General features: G+C 35.9%; 16 protein-coding genes. 7 read left to right on the plus strand and 9 right to left on the minus strand.

Annotation, left to right across the window (positions count from 1 at the left end; genetic code table 11):
• Positions 1–255: 255 nt before the first annotated feature.
• Positions 256–843, minus strand: a complete 588-nt coding sequence (locus tag ACMDB5_RS01550; RefSeq protein ID WP_413999282.1) for a hypothetical protein — start codon at positions 841–843, stop codon at positions 256–258.
• A 163-nt stretch (positions 844–1,006) separates the two neighbouring features.
• On the opposite strand from ACMDB5_RS01550, the gene ACMDB5_RS01555 reads away from it, so the two are divergent.
• Complete coding sequence (locus ACMDB5_RS01555; RefSeq protein ID WP_414000349.1) at positions 1,007–1,159, plus strand: transposase; 153 nt, start codon at positions 1,007–1,009, stop codon at positions 1,157–1,159.
• A gap of 193 nt (positions 1,160–1,352) precedes the next feature.
• On the opposite strand, the gene ACMDB5_RS01560 is transcribed toward ACMDB5_RS01555, so the two are convergent.
• Positions 1,353–1,931, minus strand: a complete 579-nt coding sequence (locus tag ACMDB5_RS01560; protein WP_413999283.1) for a hypothetical protein — start codon at positions 1,929–1,931, stop codon at positions 1,353–1,355.
• A 126-nt stretch (positions 1,932–2,057) separates the two neighbouring features.
• Here ACMDB5_RS01560 and ACMDB5_RS01565 point away from each other — a divergent pair, with 126 nt between their 5' ends.
• Positions 2,058–2,360, plus strand: coding sequence for a transposase (locus ACMDB5_RS01565; RefSeq protein WP_413999284.1), 303 nt, complete (start codon positions 2,058–2,060; stop codon positions 2,358–2,360).
• Between the two features lie 193 nt (positions 2,361–2,553).
• Here ACMDB5_RS01565 and ACMDB5_RS01570 read toward each other — a convergent pair whose 3' ends face one another.
• From ACMDB5_RS01570 to ACMDB5_RS01580, 3 genes are all read right to left on the minus strand, one after another.
• Complete coding sequence (locus ACMDB5_RS01570; RefSeq protein ID WP_413999285.1) at positions 2,554–2,979, minus strand: DUF6843 domain-containing protein; 426 nt, start codon at positions 2,977–2,979, stop codon at positions 2,554–2,556.
• Positions 2,980–3,189: 210 nt separating this feature from the next.
• Positions 3,190–3,591: a hypothetical protein gene (locus tag ACMDB5_RS01575; protein ID WP_413999286.1), complete on the minus strand. Its 402-nt coding sequence runs from the start codon at positions 3,589–3,591 to the stop codon at positions 3,190–3,192.
• Between the two features lie 485 nt (positions 3,592–4,076).
• A complete protein-coding gene (locus ACMDB5_RS01580; RefSeq protein WP_413999287.1) occupies positions 4,077–4,424 on the minus strand; it encodes a helix-turn-helix domain-containing protein in 348 nt (115 codons plus the stop codon).
• Between the two features lie 1,418 nt (positions 4,425–5,842).
• On the opposite strand from ACMDB5_RS01580, the gene ACMDB5_RS01585 reads away from it, so the two are divergent.
• Genes ACMDB5_RS01585 through ACMDB5_RS01600 form a run of 4 tightly spaced genes read left to right on the plus strand, consistent with a single transcriptional unit; the run spans position 5,843 to position 13,153 of the window.
• Positions 5,843–6,076, plus strand: coding sequence for a hypothetical protein (locus ACMDB5_RS01585; protein ID WP_413999288.1), 234 nt, complete (start codon positions 5,843–5,845; stop codon positions 6,074–6,076).
• Positions 6,077–6,090: 14 nt separating this feature from the next.
• Positions 6,091–9,129 carry a SusC/RagA family TonB-linked outer membrane protein gene (locus ACMDB5_RS01590; protein WP_413999289.1) on the plus strand — a complete coding sequence of 1,013 codons (3,039 nt, stop codon included), beginning with the start codon at positions 6,091–6,093 and terminating at the stop codon, positions 9,127–9,129.
• Between the two features lie 18 nt (positions 9,130–9,147).
• Positions 9,148–10,533, plus strand: a complete 1,386-nt coding sequence (locus ACMDB5_RS01595; protein WP_413999290.1) for a RagB/SusD family nutrient uptake outer membrane protein — start codon at positions 9,148–9,150, stop codon at positions 10,531–10,533.
• 1 nt (position 10,534) lies between these two features.
• Positions 10,535–13,153, plus strand: coding sequence for a S9 family peptidase (locus ACMDB5_RS01600; RefSeq protein ID WP_413999291.1), 2,619 nt, complete (start codon positions 10,535–10,537; stop codon positions 13,151–13,153).
• A gap of 88 nt (positions 13,154–13,241) precedes the next feature.
• Here ACMDB5_RS01600 and ACMDB5_RS01605 read toward each other — a convergent pair whose 3' ends face one another.
• From ACMDB5_RS01605 to ACMDB5_RS01620, 4 genes are all read right to left on the minus strand, one after another.
• Positions 13,242–13,514, minus strand: coding sequence for a DUF6520 family protein (locus ACMDB5_RS01605; protein WP_413999292.1), 273 nt, complete (start codon positions 13,512–13,514; stop codon positions 13,242–13,244).
• Between the two features lie 99 nt (positions 13,515–13,613).
• Positions 13,614–15,089 (minus strand): MauE/DoxX family redox-associated membrane protein, encoded by a 1,476-nt coding sequence (locus ACMDB5_RS01610; RefSeq protein WP_413999293.1) that lies wholly within the window; start codon positions 15,087–15,089, stop codon positions 13,614–13,616.
• A gap of 135 nt (positions 15,090–15,224) precedes the next feature.
• Positions 15,225–16,187, minus strand: a complete 963-nt coding sequence (locus tag ACMDB5_RS01615; RefSeq protein WP_413999294.1) for a helix-turn-helix domain-containing protein — start codon at positions 16,185–16,187, stop codon at positions 15,225–15,227.
• A 33-nt stretch (positions 16,188–16,220) separates the two neighbouring features.
• On the minus strand, positions 16,221–16,658 hold the full coding sequence (locus ACMDB5_RS01620; protein WP_413999295.1) for a hypothetical protein: 438 nt from the start codon (positions 16,656–16,658) through the stop codon (positions 16,221–16,223).
• Between the two features lie 199 nt (positions 16,659–16,857).
• Between ACMDB5_RS01620 and ACMDB5_RS01625 the strand changes: the two genes are divergently transcribed.
• Positions 16,858–17,268, plus strand: coding sequence for a hypothetical protein (locus ACMDB5_RS01625; RefSeq protein ID WP_413999296.1), 411 nt, complete (start codon positions 16,858–16,860; stop codon positions 17,266–17,268).
• The last annotated feature ends 261 nt before the right edge of the window (positions 17,269–17,529 follow it).

The following is a 17,529-nucleotide window of genomic DNA, read 5'->3' on the forward strand; positions in this document are numbered from 1 at the left end:
CGTATGTAACATTAGCTCTCTTCAGCCGTATGCTCAACTCTTTTTTATCTAACTCACGAGATAATAAATTAAAAATAGCCTATTTCAATTCTTTTTGTTTGCGGTTCTGTTCAACAGACTTTGTGTTTTATTTCCCTGTTCAGTATTACTTTTACATGAAAACACAAAACATAAAAAAACTAGATACAAAAAAGGGCTTTTTAACATCACAATGGAAGTATTATACAAATTTGTCAAATCGGTTGTTTTTATTACTCAATTTCTTTTGATAATCTCTCTAATAATTGGTGGCTCAATGAATTTAAGAGGAATATCATTAATACTATTATTTTTTATAGTATCTATTTTCACAACATCAATTGTTCCTATGTTACTCAATTTTGGATTATTGGAGACATCTAAATAATTAAGTTTTTTACCATTCATATAAAGAGTAACATCATCTAAATTATTATTAGAAAGAATAATACGTTTAATTTCTGTTTTATACAATAAAAAGGAAACACTCTTAATTTCATTATATGAAAGATTGATCCGTTTTATATATTTAGAAATATTATCCTTTGATTTAAAGCCAAATCTTTCAACAGCATAAACAAAATTGAATGTGTTTTTAATTTTATTATGTGAAACATCTAAATCAACTAAATAGATTGGAAGATTTTTCATTACCAAAGTATCTAAATTATTGTGAGAAATATTTAATTTTCTAACTTTAAATCTTGATAAATCTGGTAATTCTTTGATATTTTTATAAGATAGATCTAACAACTGTATAGTATCACGTGAATCCAATTTTGACAGTATCTGTTCAATAGACTTTGTGTTTTTATTTTCTTGCACACTATTACTTTTACATGAAAATAGAAAACATAAAAAAACTATCGATAGAAAATGGCTTCTTAACATCATAACGAGTAGTATTATTTTTGATTAAATATTTAACTTTTTTTGGGACAAAACTATCTTTTTGGTAAAGCATAAGTCATTATTGCAGAGCTATCCATTGGGTTTTTCGACTCAAACTATAAAAGCCGAAGCAAGCCCAAACTTTGGTAGCAAAGTATTTCTCAAAATCTATTTTTACGGTTATTTAAACGGACTCCGAAGCGCTAGAAAGCTAGAAGAAGAATGCATTCGTAATATAAATTACAAGTAAGCGAACAAACAAAGCCGTAACATAATTAATAAAATGAGGGTAACTTTTCAGCCCAAAGCCTAGGGCGGACAAAAGTTATTTCCAACTTTTCCAACAAGCCGTTGCAGCGGAATTCTATACTCGAAAAAGAACCGACATATAACCCCTCTAAAAGTTGTGAATAACTTTATGATGCTTTACATAGGAACGGCTGTTAGCTTTCGTGTATTTCTTTTAATTGCTTACTAATAATTATTTTTTCTATTCCTTTGACTATAAGCAAAATAAACGGATATATAATAATGTAAAAAATTAATAGACTATTTAGATAAATTAAAATTTTCGGATTTATGCTCCAAGTATTAGTGTAAATATATCTTGTTACAAGATATTTATAAATAAAAAAAATGGATGACAAATATAAGAATAACAATATAAAATGTAATTGAGAATCAATTTTTTCAAACTCTTCTTCATTTTGTTTACAATATTCTTCCAATTTTTCTTCAATTTCTTTAATTTGATTCTCAGGTATCTTATTTTTTTTCTTTGATGCATCTTTCAAAGCATAAAAATAAGATTTGAATGAAAAAGCAGAAACTAAATTGAAAGGAATACTTAATATAAACGCCCAAAAAACTAGAAGGATAAATTGATAAAGATTTTCGGGAGATTTAGAAAACAGACCATTTTTAAAAAATATCTCAAGAGTAAATATACCCGGTAATGTATAGTTTAAAAAAGCATAAAGCTTGTCACCAAAAATTTTTACTGAATTTTCATTTAATTCCATACAAATTCTATTTTTTGATTTTTTTTACATGACAGCTAACGTCAGTCTGTGAAAAAACCTTCGTTGATTTCTTTCAAAAATAGCTAAATTATTTTAACAAAAGGAAGAAAAGTAGTATATTTAGTAATGCAACATATCAGTGGAATCCCCCCCCGTCAACTAAGCTTATCTAGTTTAGAAGATACTATTTTACCAGAGAGCCCCGTTCGATCTATCGATGCTTTTGCAAAGACTATAGCATTGGAATTTATGGGTTTTTCGATTCAGAGCATAAAAGCCGAAGGTCTCCCGAGTTTTGATAGCAAAGTATTTCTCAAAATCTATTTATACGGTTATTTAAACGGACTTCGAAGCGCTAGAAAGCTAGAAAATGAAATCAAGCGTAGCGGATTCACGAATGCAAAAAAACAAATAAATATTTATGAGTAATGCATTCGTAATATAGAATTACCTGTAAGAGGGTAAGAAAGCCGTAGCATAATTTATAAAATGAGTGTAACTTTTCCAACAAGCCGCTGGAACGGAATTCTATACTCGAAAAAGAACCGACATATAACCCTCTAAAAGTTGTGAATAACTTAACAATGCTTTACATAGGAACGGCTGTTATGCGTAGTCTTTTCTAAAATTTCCTATTAGTTTTCTTCATTATTTTATTTTGGAAATCCATTTCATTTTTATATTCATAAATTGAGTCTATTGTAGTCTTACTTGCAATTATGCTTTCTAAAAATTCAAGAGGATTTTGTTCACTTGAGTTCCCATAAATTCCAACAGTTCCATATTTAACAACTGAAGCTTTTAAGCCAGCTTCTTTGTTTAATTCAGTAAGATCAATTTTCTCTTTATTACCGTTATTGTCTAAATAATAATATTCTTGATCTAAAACTCCCGTTTCTAATTTCGAGCTTGTTATTAAAATTCCATCAGATGGAATTTTATAAATTCTTCTGTCGTTTTCAACAATGATTGGATTAGCGTTTTGCTGATTAAAAACTACATTGATACGACCTTCAAAACCTGAAGGGATAAGAAAAGTTTCTTTCACTGTTTGAGAACAACTTGTAAAAAAAACAAATAAAAATATAATTAAAATACTGTTTTTCATAAGATTACGCATAACGTTTCGGCGCTTGGCGAGATAGGGGATTAAGGATGTGTTATTTTTCCACTAAATACTAATTTATCCAAGTACAAAAGTATCTTTAAATTCAGTCTAAAACCCCAACCTCGCCAAACGGCTGTTATGGTGCGTTTTTTATTCCCAATTTTTTATTTCGTCTAATTTTATTTCATACTCAACTTTTTCTCCTGTGGTCAAGTATTCTTTTTCAAAAATTATAAGCCCGTTGTTAAATTTAGTAGGTGTAATAAAACCTTTGTCTGCTTTAGAAATTCTTGCAAATTTCCCTTTTTGTAGGTCAACCAAAGTCAATACGGTTATAGGTCCTTTTAGATAGTCTGTAGTCAACCATTCTTGCAAAGCCAAAAATGTTGAGTCTGGATGCCATTTAAATACAAAACCAAAAATTCGGTCTTTTATTAATTGTCCATCAAGTTTAATTTTATAGTAAGTTGGTCCAAACCGAATTTCTCCTTCAAATATGAAGTCGAATCCGTGTCTTTTGTCCGGTGTTTTATATGCTTCTATTGCCTCCATGTTCTTTTAAAATGCTCCATAACTAGTAAATAACATCAAATATATACATCTTTTTACGACTTTTGCAGTCAATAAATCGGTTTTTTCTTATTATTTTTAACAATTAGAAAGCATTAGAAGTAAACTTTATGTTTTTATTTAATAAGCAAAAAAGACACCATTACAGCATCTTTCATTTCTTCTTTCGAGTTCTCCAACTATCATTAAGATGCCTGTTTCTCATATATTCATAAAACTTTCCTCTCAGGTAAATACCCAAAAGCCAAAGCACCACTCCCCCTATTATCTCATACCATTCCATATCTCAAATATAGAATGGGTAAATGCTATTTGACTTATGAGCGAATCAGAAACTCCGTTTTTGACAAGTCTTTCTCCCGAATTGACAACTCTATTACTAATAATCATAAAAATACCCCAATAAGTAGCTAAACTTTTGGGGCATCTTATCGTGGTATTCTCTCAAGTGTTTACTTATAGCAAAACTATTTTAAAGGCTCAATTTTCACCACCTCTGAACGCAAAGCTTTGGTGCCGCTTTCATTCATAGTTTGTTTTACAGTTACTTTAATTCTATCATATTGAGGAGTAGGAAACTCCATCAGAGCTGAAATATTTTTATAACCAAAAGCCTTTGCTAATAAAGTTAAATGGCGAGTTGAATACTTATGTGATTCATTAATATTCTCCACATTACCTACAAAACTACGAGCTAATCCCATACTTATACTTAATTGTTCTTGTGAAATTTTTTTCTCTATCCTAAGTCTTTTTATATGATTTATCAGGTCAAAATCAAATTGCGATATCGTATATTCTGTAATTTTCATCATTAATTTTGTAAATTTTCACACCTATATATTGGTGTGTTGAATATTTTTATTATATTTGTTCTAGCGAATTGATAATTAGCCTTTTTTGGCATAATTAAAACGATGTTTTCTCGATCCGAAACGACCAATTCTACCTTCGAGATTATCGTGAAGCGCTCCATGTCAAAAAGTTTTTTACTTTTGCAAGGCATGCGAGCGGTTCTCACGTAAGCTTTAGAAGGTAATCTTATCAATCGAAAGATTGTAGAGATGGGTTTGGTCGCCCACGGTTCTAAAGTGTGAGACCGCTCCTTGCTTTTTCTGCAAGTACTGTTCATACTCCGAAATACATCGTTCCATAACCATAAACCTATAAATTATGAGAACGATTTTTTTATGTACACCCCTTATCAAGCCACCTTAACTAGCTGCTAAAAGCAGATTGCCTTTTGTTGCCCCAAAACGGAAACAAACATTGGGCTAGGCAAAGAAAAACAGCCAGAAGTACTCATATCAATTATTGATGTGCGTAACTCTACCTTGCTATACAACCCCCAAACCTAAAATGCTTTTGGCATATAGATTCAGGCTTTTCCCTTTAAACTCGCACTTTAAAAGTATTGCCTTTATTTCTATTTTCCAAATGGGATGTTAAAATTATAGCGTTTGTTTCAAAAAGGGGAGCAAAAGGAGTTTCTAAACCCTAAACCCATAATTCATAAAACCTAGTTAGGAAAACGAGCCTTTCTTAACTGGTCTGGAACACCTATGCCAACTTTAAACCCATAACCGTCAACAAACAACCGTCAACAGATAACTAAAAAACGCCTGCACCGCAAAGATTCTTTGAGCAAAAGATCACATAATTTAATTTGAATTTAGTATTACAGGTGCAGGATGTTTTGGTAGTGAATAGTGTCCTTCGACAAGCTCAGGATGACAGTGAGTGGTGAGAAGTGAATAGCATTGAATAAAGAAGAAAGAGTAAATAAACAAGAATCGTATTTTTTATTTTGAATTTTAAATGTTGAATTTTAAATGGAGAGGAGGAATATAGAGTAAAGAACGCAGTGGTGAGAAGGCAGTGATCAGAGTGCAGAAGGCAGTGGTGAGAAGTTAATAGCATTGAAGAAAGAAGAAAGAAAAAAGATTCAAGAGTAAAGAATGCAGTGGTCAGAGTTCAGAGTTCAGTGATCGGAGGGCAGAAGGCAGTGATCAGAAAACAGACAACAAACACCCCATAACAGACATCCCATAACAGACAACTTATAACCTACAAAAATTGCGAAGATGAAATATTACAGACAAATAAAAGCTTTATTAATACTAGCATTCATAGCACTTATATGCCTTTGGATTTATGATTGAAGAAGAAAGAGACAAGAAACGTATTTCTTATTTTGAATTTTAAATGTTGAATTTTAAATGTTGAATTTTAAATGGAGAAGAGGAAATATAGAGTAAAGAACGCAGTGGTCAGAGTGCAGGAGGCAGTGATCAGAAAACAGATAACAGATAACAGAAAACCCATAACAGACATCAGAAAAGCCTATGACAAAATAAAAATCAAAAAAACGAAGTGCCTGGGTACCTCAACACCTAAAAAAGGCCCTCTAACTCGCCGGGAAGCTAAACTAGAGGACCAAAATCCAATAAAACTAATGTTTCATTAAACTAAACCAATATTATGAAAAATTATTCATTAATCAAGGGGGCTTCGGCTTTATGTTACCTGATACTTATCGGGTTCCTACTAAGCAGTAGCACAGCCCTAGCTAACAAGCCGCTGAGGCCACTACTGTCTGCACGACAGCAAAACCCAATAAGCGGTACCATAACCGATGGTAAAACCCCCTTACCCGGCGTGACCATCGCCATAAAAAGCCGCACCAACTACGCCGTTCTCTCTGACTTTGATGGCAAATTCAGCCTCGAAGCCAAGGTCAATGATACCTTGGTAGTAAGCTATATAGGCTATAAAACAGCCATAATCCCCATAAACTACCGCAAAACAATCCACGTCCAGCTACAGGAAGACATCACCAGCCTACAAGAAGTTCGTGTTAATGCGGGTTATTATTCGGTAAAAGAAAAAGAGCGCACTGGGAGTATTGTAAAGCTTAAGGCAGCCGACATCGAGAAACAACCGGTTTCAAACCCATTGGCAACAATGCAGGGGAGGATGGCAGGGGTGAATATCCGACAGGCTACAGGAACTCCAGGAGGAGCTTTCTCAATCCAAATACGTGGTATAAATAGTATTCGAGCAGAAGGAAACGCACCTTTATACATTGTTGATGGCGTCCCATTCTCCTCTCAATCTTTGGGTGATATACAGTTGTCATCCGGAATTTTGGCTGGAACACTAAGTCCACTCAATAATATAAATCCAGCTGATATTGAAAGTATAGAAATTCTGAAAGACGCAGACGCCACAGCCATATATGGTTCCCGTGGTGCAAACGGTGTAGTGTTGATTACCACCAAGAAAGGTCGGGAAGGGAAAACAAAGTTCAGTTTTAATTCCTATTCAGGAGTGGGTAATGTTACACCGACAATGAATGTAATGAATACTAACCAATACTTAGCCATGCGACGCGAGGCTTACGCTAATGATGGCTTCACAAGCTATCCTGCCAATGCCTATGACGTTAATGGCACATGGAACCAAACACGCAATACCAACTGGGTCAAGGAATTTATTGGTGGTACTGCACACTTTAATAATGCACAGGCAATTCTATCGGGTGGAAATAGTAGTACCCAATTTCTTGTGAGTGGAACATATCGTGAAGAGACCACAGTATTTCCAGGTGATGCCCACTATGCAAAACAGGCAGTACACAGTAGCTTAACGCACAAATCAGACAATAATAAATTCAGTCTAAATATGTCTGTCGACTACGCATTCGATAAAAATAACTCGCAGGCAAGTGACTTGACATCACAGGCCTATTCATTAGCCCCTAATGCCCCTGCAATTTATAATCAGCAAGGAAGTCTTAATTGGGAAAACGGCACCTTTACTAATCCTCTTGCAGCCTTGCAGGCAGAATATAGGGCTGAAACAAAAAGCTTAATTACAAACACTGTACTTTCATATCAGATCTTGCCTAAGCTAGAATTTAAATCATCCATAGGATACACCGACTCACGTGTTGAAGAAACCCGGACAATTCCATCTACAATTTACAGCCCGGTTTATGGAGTTACAAGCGCAAATTCGATACTTTATATCAACAATGGTACGCGAACCTCATGGATTATAGAACCGCAACTAAATTGGAATAAGACATGGAAATCTAGCACATTAAATGTCTTAGCTGGAACTAGCTTCCAGTCGCAAGAGAGCAGCCAATTATCGCAGAACGGAACCGGTTTCGCTAGTAATAACCTTATTAATAGCCTAAGTGCCGCAACAACTATTAGAGCAACCAACAATCAGCTTTTAAACTACAAGTATCAGGCTTTTTTTGGAAGGCTTAACTACACTCTCAATGGGAAATATATTTTCAATTTTACCGGTAGACGGGATGGTTCAAGCCGATTCGGACCAGGCAACAGATTCGCAAACTTTGGTGCTGTAGGCACTGCATGGATCTTCTCAGAAGAAAATATAGTTAAAAATACACTTCCGTGGATAAGCTTTGGAAAACTCAGGGGAAGTTTTGGAATTACAGGTAATGACCAAATTGGAGACTACCAATACTTAGACACCTATTCTGTTAGCACAAATAATTACAATGGTGTAATTGGACTACAACCCACTCGCTTATTCAATCCTGAATTTGGATGGGAGAACAATAAGAAATTGGAGTTGGCTGCAGAGCTCGGCTTTATGGGTGACCGCATTTTTATGACAACAGCATGGTACCGCAACCGCTCTTCCAATCAATTGGTCGGATTGCCTTTACCGGCAACAACAGGCTTCTCTTCATTGCAGACCAATTTAGATGCAACAGTACAAAACACCGGTTTTGAAGGAGAACTGCGCACCCTAAATCTAAAACTTAAAAATTTTTCTTGGTCAACCAATTTAAACCTGTCTGTCCCCAAAAATAAATTATTGAGTTTCAAAGGACTTGAAGGTTCTTCCTATGCTAACACTTATGTCATTGGTAAGTCACTTAACATTCAGAAATTATACCACTTTATCGGAATCAGTCCCGACACAGGCATCTATATGTTTGAGGACTATGATAGTGATGGTCAAATTAGCAGTACTACTGATCGACAACATATAGCCGACACTACACCAAAATGGTTTGGAGGATTGGGGAATCAGCTTAGTTATAAGAATTGGGAAATGGATTTCCTTTTCCAATTCGTTAAGCAGGATGGAAGAAATTTTCTCTATTCCATGGGGTTAGCCGGTGCAATGACTAATATAGCAACCAATGCTTTAAACCATTGGCCTCAAGACGGAACAACTGCAGAGATACAGCGATACACTACAGGGGCGAATGCTCTTGCGCTTGGTGCCTACTCACGCTATATTAATAGTAGTGCAGTAATCTCCGATGCTTCTTATGTCCGGCTGAAAAGCCTTAGCCTTTCCTATGCTATTCCAACGGCATGGGCAAAATCATTCTCCGGAAAAATATATCTTCAGGGGCAAAATTTGCTGACGTTTACCGATTATAAAGGTGCAGATCCTGAAAACCAATCCATTTCCTATCTCCCTCCTTTAAAGCAGTATGCACTTGGTATACAGCTCACTTTTTAATCTTTAATTGAAACAATCATGAAGCATTACATACAGTTTAAAATAGTTCTTTTGTTGACAATAGCCTGTACTATATCCAGCTGCGAAAGCTTTACAGAGGTTGACTTACCAAAATCCCAGCTTACAGCTGATGCTGTTTATACAGATGGAGTGACAGCAACAGCCGCTCTTTCTGATGTTTATGCACGCATGCGCGAAAATGGTGTTCTTTCAGGTAATATTGATGGACTAACCCAACTGATGGCTATTTATGCTGATGAACTTACATTTTATGGCACTTCAACCTCACCAATGCATGGTTTCTTCAATCATTCAGTAATTCCTTCGAATACTTATCTCAGCTCTTTATGGAAGAACAGCTATAGCCAAATTTATGCAGCAAATGCACTTATAGAAGGTGTAAAAAGTTCTCCTGTAATTAAAGGGGAACAGAAGAACAGGCTACATGGTGAAGGCTTGTTTATGCGCGCATTAATCCACTTTCATTTAGTTAATTTGTATGGAGATATACCATACATAACTACCACAGACTATCAAACTAATGCAAAAGCAGCAAGAATCCCCAAGGCCGTTGTATATGATAAAATTATTTCCGATTTAGTTGAAGCAAAAACGCTTATTCCTGAAAGCTATCCAACCAGTGGTAGGCTACGTCCTAATAAATCAGCGGTACAGGCACTATTGAGTAGAGTCTATCTTTATAATGAGCAGTGGGAATTGGCGGAACAAGAATCGTCTGCTGTTATAAATAATAAAATTTTATATAATTCAGAGCCGAATCTAGCTTTAGCTTTTCTGAAGGAAAGTACCTCAGCAATTTGGCAACTGCACCCGGGCGTAGCAGGTGCTAATACAATTGAAGGAAAATCTTTCATCTTTATTTCTGGACCACCCCCTATTACTGCGACTAGTGATAATCTTTTGAACGCTTTTGAAACGGGTGACCAACGCAAATCCCATTGGCTTAAGAGTGTAACTAATGGTACAGCTGTGTGGTACCATTCCTATAAATACAAGCAAAATGCAAACACAGGAACTTCGAAGGAGTACACTATAATTTTAAGATTAGAGGAGCAATACCTGATTCGAGCTGAAGCACGGGCGCACCGCAATGATATTACAAATGCTTTGCGAGATCTGAATGTAATTAGAAATCGCGCCGGACTTCCTGATATTACAGCTGTTTCACAGGAAGCATTGCTTCAGGCAATTTTGCAAGAACGAAGGGTTGAACTTTTTACTGAAGGCGGCCATAGATGGTTTGATTTGAAGCGTACCGGCCTGGCGCAATCGGTTCTTCAGCCATTAAAACCAGGATGGCAAAATACGCAGCTACTGATACCACTGCCTGAAACAGAACTCATACTAAATACAAATCTAAAACCTCAAAATCCAGGATATTAAGATGATACATAAAGTGATTACAAAGACAATTGCTATTAGCTGTATTTTCTCTTTTTATTTTTCTTGGGGACAGTCAGTTACTAAACTTACATTAAAACCTGATGACTATGATAAGTGGAGTACGCTAGCTTTTGAAGACGTTTCACCGGATGGAAAATGGCTTATGTACACACTTCAGTATGATCAAGGTCCCGACACCTTATTTGTAATACAGACAAAAGGGAACAGGAAATTTGTATTCCCCGCTGCAAAACAAGGTTCTTTTTCAGATGACGGAAATTGGTTTACAGCTTATCATCCCGATAAAGGTCTGGCATTGCAAAATCTATTAACAGACCGGTTACAATGGATACCATCGGTAATTAAATCAGATTTTGTGCTAAATGACACATTTCTGACGCTACTTCTTAAAAATGGTCAAGACTACAACTTGAAAGTGTTTGGCCTTAAAAAGAAAGAAGAAATATTCTTTAAAGGTATCAAAGAATACGCATTGAATCCCAACAAAAACAATTTTATGATAATTAGTGATTCAAATAGGGTAAAGGTTATCTGGCCCAGTCTTGGTTTTAAAGAAAAGATAATTACCGGCGAAAGTAAGTTTCGTTATAAAAATCTCATTTGGGATAATTCTGGTACATCGGCAGTTTTTATGCAAGAATTACCTGAGGATGACTTCCCTGAAAGAAATCATAGCCTTTATTTCGTGAGGAACGTTGAAAAATCGGATGGCATTCTTTTTTTAAATCCCCAAGAGAAGGGATCGATTATTTCGGGAAAAAGAATTCTAGATTCGCCCACACTCACGGATTTGGAGATCTCTCCTGACGGACAGCGTATCATTTTTACTTTAGGTAAATCTGAAAAACAGATACAGGAAAAAAATTCGGTCATCATATGGAATTCGACGGAAGCTATGGAGTCCGAACGAAAACAATTTCTAAAATTAGATAAGAAAAAGTTATCTATTGCGGTATGGTTTCCATTAGACAACAAAGTTTTTGATATCGGTTCCCGAGCAGGTCAATCCGTTTACTTTACCCCTGACCGGAGATCAGTAATCTGCTACGATAAGTATCAATTCGAACCACAGTTCGAAATTTCCAGTCCAGCTGATATCGTGCTAGTGGATCTAGCTTCGGGCCAACGTACGACAATTTTACTAAAGCAATCCATGAAACTGCGAACCATTGGAACATCTCCAGACGGAAGATACCTCAATTATTATAAAGACAAGAACTGGTGGGTATATGACATTTATGCAAAAAAACATACCAACCTAACCGCAGGATTGGATAATTTTGAAGATCCAGATTTTAGCCGAAGTAGAATGCCCCCCGCATACGGCTGCCCTGGTTGGGCAAACGACAGTTCACGCCTAATTGTTTATAGCCAATATGATGTATGGCTACTTAGTCCCGATGGAAAACAACCTAGAAGAATAACTTCCGGAAAGAATGACAGTATTCGTTACAGAGTGTACGAAAAAAGTAGTATCACTAACCGTATCCACCCAAGAATTTACTTGCAGGGAAGCAAATTTGAGTTAAAGAATGGGTTGTTTTTGGAAGCTACCGGTTTTAACTATGATTCGGGTTACTTTCAATGGGAACCAGATTCTGGGCTGGTAAAGATGGTATACAGCAATCTAAAAATAGGACGCCTTAAAAAGGCACGCGATGCAAATACTATGATGCTAATCAAACAAGATGCGACCTTATCTCCCCAAATAATGGTAATGGAAAAACCGCGGGAGCGTCCACGAATAGTTGTGAAAACAAACCCACAACAGCTTAAATACAATTGGGGAAAAGTAGAATGTATTTCTTATAAAATATCGGATAACCAACTATTGAATGGTATTCTTTACTATCCGGCCAATTATAAACCGGATCGACTCTATCCAATGGTAGTAAAAATTTATGAAACACAATTCGAATACTTACATCATTATTTCTCACCAACATCCTACATGCCAGCAGGCTTTAGTCCAACAAATTATACTACAGATGGATACTTTGTTTTATATCCCGACATTATCTACAAGGTGGGACAACCAGGATATTCTGCAGTAAAATGTGTTGAGGAAGCCGTAAAAAAAGCTATAACCATGGGTAGAATTGATGCAAAGCGTATAGGATTGATTGGTCATTCCTACGGGGGATATGAGGCGGCTTTTATCGCCACAAGGTCTAAACTGTTCGCCACTGTAGTCTCTGGTGCCGCTGTTACTGATATGGTAAGTCATTCACTAACACAAGATATTACGGGCCGATCCATGATGTGGCGCTATGTATCACATCAGATGCGAATGGGTGAACCATTATATGATGATTATCAGGGATACATGGAGAATTCTCCTTTAACTAATGCGAAAAATATTGACATACCCTTATTGAGCTGGTCAGGAAAAGAAGATTTGATGGTTGATTTTCGTCAAAGTACCATACTACATATGGCTATGCGAAGCCTAAATAAAAAACACATCCTGTTGATCTATCCGGGAGATGGCCATTCACTATCAAAACCTGAATTTCAAAAGGACCTTACAACCAGAATAAAAGCATGGTTTGATTTTTATTTAAAAGATATCCCATTGCCACCCTTATTAGGAATGTAATAAGTTATAAGGAAGGATAAAATAAATAGCAATGCTGGAAATGACTTTTGCCAAATCCGGCATTGCTTTCTAAACTCTGGTCAGTTGCTTACTGTACTTTTCTATAAAGTGGAAGCGGACAGCCATTTCCATCTCCATCTCTAAGTTCATTGTTTGAAGCATCCTTACACATGAGTTCATCGAAGACTGTAGAACATTCTACCTCCGTTTGCACACATTGGGTCGGGCTTATTTCAATCCATCCCACTTTGTCAGTCAGGGCACCATCATTTTGAACAGATTTGGTCCCTGCAAATGCTCCCGCAATAGCCAAAACTATAGCTACTGCCGGGAATACTAATTTTACAATTCTAGTTTTCATACTAATAAAATTAAAATTAATGGCTTACTCTATTTTACAGGTTTTCAGCCATATCCCTGATACTGCGCAGTATATTGTATCTCTGTCTAAATATATATTCTAAGGGAGAGATGTATTTAAATATTTGTCAAAAACTCTTTCTGTCAAATGGTAAGTAGTAATGATATTATCTGTCAGACATACCAGAAGATTACCATACACCCTAAAGTCAGTCATTCTTTTCTTTCCTTTATTAGGTATATAAAAACTAAAAGCATATGTTTTCTTTGCAAGATCATATACATCTATGACAGAAGCACGTTTCCAATGATCCTCAGGTTCATAACGCCCCATTAGCCCTGAATTGACAAATAAATAATTTCCAAATGTAGCTGTCCCTTTATTCACTGTTAACGGAGGCGAAACCATTTGTCGTTCTTTAGTTGAAGAATTGTAAGTCACTTTTATTTGAGCCTTACTGATCGTATCGATGGTATGTCCATCATCTATCTTTGTAAGCTTTCTGTCAGCAAGTATAAATTGATTTCGGTAATAATAAGTATAAATAATTCGATCTAATTGTTCATTATATAATAGTATACCATCCGTATCAAACACCCCATCGATTTGTTTGCTAAGAAGTTTTTTAGAAAGTTTTACACTTGTACTGGTATCATGGGTTATAATACCTAGTATATTTTCATTACTCTCGGGATCCCTTGCCCTTATTGCAAAACTAGAAGAGTCGATGGGAACTAATCGTGAAAAATAAGTTTTGGGAGTAATCTGCAGGCTTGTTTTCCAGTCCATAATACTACCTCGTAATACGCAAGGCATTGCCCCATCCGCTATGAAGAAATAGGGTGGTTTTACAGTGACCCTGAAAGTTCTAAAACGTAAATCATTCTTGCCTAAAGTTATTCTGTATTGTTGGAATGATGCTAACGTGGTATCGATAGCTAATATGTTTAAAGGCGCTGTAACATTCCCAAGATAGATTTTGCCATTTCCTATTCCAGCTATATAATAGGAATTTAATTTTAAGTCAATCTCATGGGTAAACTTATTTGGTTTATGCGGAAACCTTCGGATGAAGTTATTCTTATTATGAATCATATCTTCAGATAAAAGGAATAGGACAGCAATCAATGCGATACTTCCAAATGTCCCTATAAGTAATGAAACAATCTTATGCTTTCTTGTTATGAATAGTAAACTGTTATCCGAAAAAAGGAATGCTATAAATGCCAGAACAATAAATAGGATATTAAAAAACATATGCTGCGACCAACTCAGCTTCTCCAAAATTCCTCCACATGAGCAAGGTATATGTGGGCTAAAATTTAGAATTATGTAAATATAGGTCGTAAACATTACCATCAGACTGAAAGCAGCATAAAGCCCCACAAGACGAAATCTTGGGAAAACCAGAAGTAACGCAATTACAAGTTCTACAATTGGAACTCCCCAGGATACCCATCCGGCAAAAGCACTTAGCAAGGGAGACTGCCCCAGCTGCACCTGAAAATTCTCAAAATCCAGTAGTTTACTGACTGCGGCATAAACAAACAATAATATATAAAGTAGACAAATCAACTCGATAAAAAGGTTAGGTATTTTAGTATTCAGTTTCATGACTTCATTGATTAAGTTTCATGAAGCAAATTTCTGAATTTCAAAATAATAACGCTTGTTCTATCGGGAGTACTATTTGTCTAAAAAGGAGTAATTTTAATTATCCCCTAAGCTGTTATCAAGCTGTAAATAAGAAATTTTCGGACTACGCTTAAGTTCATTAGGGGAGTAACCAAAACGTCTCTTGAAGGATTTCGAGAAATTCGAATAATCAGCAAAGCCATTCATGTGTGCGATATTCTTAAGAGGAATGTTGCTCTCTTTTACCATCAGATGGGAACGTTTCAGGCGTTCCTCATTATAGAACTGGTAGATACTGGTTCTGAAAAAATGTCGAAAACCGTCTTTAAGTTTGTATTCGTTAGTGGAAAATAGTTTTGAAAGTGTTTTTAATGGAGGTAAGGGTTCGTCCAGATGTTGTAGTATATAATCATAGAGTTGCTGCACGATACAGGCATCCGTTTTCCGAGTTCCAGGTTGTTTTTCAGTACTCGCCTCTCGATCTGGTTCTATAAGATTTAATACAGCTGCTTGCGAAAAAGAACTCAAGCCGTTTAGGATGGTGGCTGTGTCATCTAAAAGTAGTATTATCGTACAATTTGCCGACACAAGTAGCTTTTCTTTACTGACGAAACTAATTGCCACATGAGCTTGCGAATAGGATGAGGTGCTTAGCAATTCCCTAGCAAACGCTATTTTCGCAATGGAATCTGGAGTCAGAAAAAAGGTTAAAGGTTTATTTAGCACTTCCTTTTCGGAATAGCCCAGAAGTTCAACAACTTCTTTGTTGATATTTTTGATATAATAATTCTTGTCCAAGACAAAGCTAAACTGAGTACTAAACTGATAAGACTGATGAGACTGATGGCTGTTGACATAGCCGGAGTGGAAAATAGCTTCGCTCATTTCTTCGGCTACCATGTTGAGCAGGACAACAAGTGCCTCAAGCTCGTCATCGTAAGAACTCACAGGAATCCTGATATTAAAATTACCCTTAGCCATTTGAAATAGCATCAGGCGTATGCTTATGATTCTTTGTTGATTGTGTAGCTTTTCCATGATAGCACAACATTAGGGATTAGTTATAACGAACTAAACATATTTTTTCAAAAAAACGATGGCTTCTTCTTCCTTTGTAAAAAGTTGGGTTGGTACGATAGGCTTACTAATTTGCAGGTAGAAATTGCTGATCGTCAAAGATACTTTTTGGTCCGTGAGCAATGCGACTGCCTTGGTCAATATAGAGCCTGATTGGGCAAGATAGTCTCTCCCTAGCTTATCCGTTGTCGTTATAGTTCGAATATCGCATAAAATAGGATAGCTTTTATCATTTTGAAAATAGATCCGGTCCGAAACAATGCGCTTTGCTGCTTGCAAGTCAATACTAACATCAGGCTTGTATTCAAAGAAAAGAATACGCTCAGAAATCCAAAATCGAGCATAGTCATTTTCATAAAAATCAGCAGTTGCAATCATGCTTAATAAATTTGGGTGAACTAATTTAACAAAACTAACCTTATTCCATGTCAAAATAATTGTCTATTCAGAATAATATGTTGCAATTCAATGAATCTGTTGTCAATTCGGGAATAGTAGTTGTCAAATTGGGAGTATTAAAGAATTAGATCAAAGACTTTCAATTTTTATACTGAATTTTAGAAAACTATTTTTAAGACAACCCCCTATGTTTTCTTTTTTAAAACAACCTAAATCACTAAAAATGGCGAAAATGAAGCACAACAATTGTATAAACAGCGTAAATGAGGTATTGGTAGGAGCAAAGAAAGAGAATCCGCTAAGGTCCTCTCCATTTCAAATTCAACAAAAAATGAAGCCCATAAAACACCTCACCGGCTTATTTGATCGCTTGATTGAAGACCAAGCTATTTATCCCACTCATATCAGTTTGTACTTTAGCTTATTTCAATATTGGAATATAAATCGCTTCCAGAATCCGATTAGTATTACCCGAGAGGAGATGATGCTCATCAGTAAAATAGGTTCTAGAGCTACCTACCATAAATGCATGCGAGAGCTGAATGACAAAGGCTATATTAAATACGAACCTACTTTCAATCCATTCAAAGGCAGCTCGGTATTGCTATTTAATTTTTCAGAAGAAGAGGGAGTAGAGTTATAAGTTATCGATTATAGGTAAGCCTTGTCAATGATAGCTCCAAACATCCCAACGTTCATGATAGCTAAATAGTACTCTCGGTTGTAAAGCTATTTTAGGATTAAGTATAAATCGCTAAGCATGTTTAGGATGAGACACTACCCAAGACTAATTAAAGTATACAGAATTACCAATCCATATCCCTCTAATCTTAACTTGCCCTGGGCTCCTAACGAAGAGTCGAAAAATAAAACCCACAACCCACAACTGACAACCCAAAAAACC

This window comes from Flavobacterium sp. W1B, assembly GCF_047344965.1.
Lineage (GTDB): Bacteria > Bacteroidota > Bacteroidia > Flavobacteriales > Flavobacteriaceae > Flavobacterium.

Bases quoted from the DNA above. Each gene is read 5' to 3' on its own strand.
- ACMDB5_RS01560 (WP_413999283.1), bottom strand. From the start codon at position 1,931: ATGGAATTAAATGAAAATTCAGTAAAAATTTTTGGTGACAAGCTTTAT.
- ACMDB5_RS01565 (WP_413999284.1), top strand. From the start codon at position 2,058: ATGCAACATATCAGTGGAATCCCCCCCCGTCAACTAAGCTTATCTAGT.
- ACMDB5_RS01575 (WP_413999286.1), bottom strand. From the start codon at position 3,591: ATGGAGGCAATAGAAGCATATAAAACACCGGACAAAAGACACGGATTC.
- ACMDB5_RS01580 (WP_413999287.1), bottom strand. From the start codon at position 4,424: ATGATGAAAATTACAGAATATACGATATCGCAATTTGATTTTGACCTG.
- ACMDB5_RS01585 (WP_413999288.1), top strand. From the start codon at position 5,843: ATGGAGAAGAGGAAATATAGAGTAAAGAACGCAGTGGTCAGAGTGCAG.
- ACMDB5_RS01590 (WP_413999289.1), top strand. From the start codon at position 6,091: ATGAAAAATTATTCATTAATCAAGGGGGCTTCGGCTTTATGTTACCTG.
- ACMDB5_RS01595 (WP_413999290.1), top strand. From the start codon at position 9,148: ATGAAGCATTACATACAGTTTAAAATAGTTCTTTTGTTGACAATAGCC.
- ACMDB5_RS01600 (WP_413999291.1), top strand. From the start codon at position 10,535: ATGATACATAAAGTGATTACAAAGACAATTGCTATTAGCTGTATTTTC.
- ACMDB5_RS01605 (WP_413999292.1), bottom strand. From the start codon at position 13,514: ATGAAAACTAGAATTGTAAAATTAGTATTCCCGGCAGTAGCTATAGTT.
- ACMDB5_RS01615 (WP_413999294.1), bottom strand. From the start codon at position 16,187: ATGGAAAAGCTACACAATCAACAAAGAATCATAAGCATACGCCTGATG.
- ACMDB5_RS01625 (WP_413999296.1), top strand. From the start codon at position 16,858: ATGAAGCACAACAATTGTATAAACAGCGTAAATGAGGTATTGGTAGGA.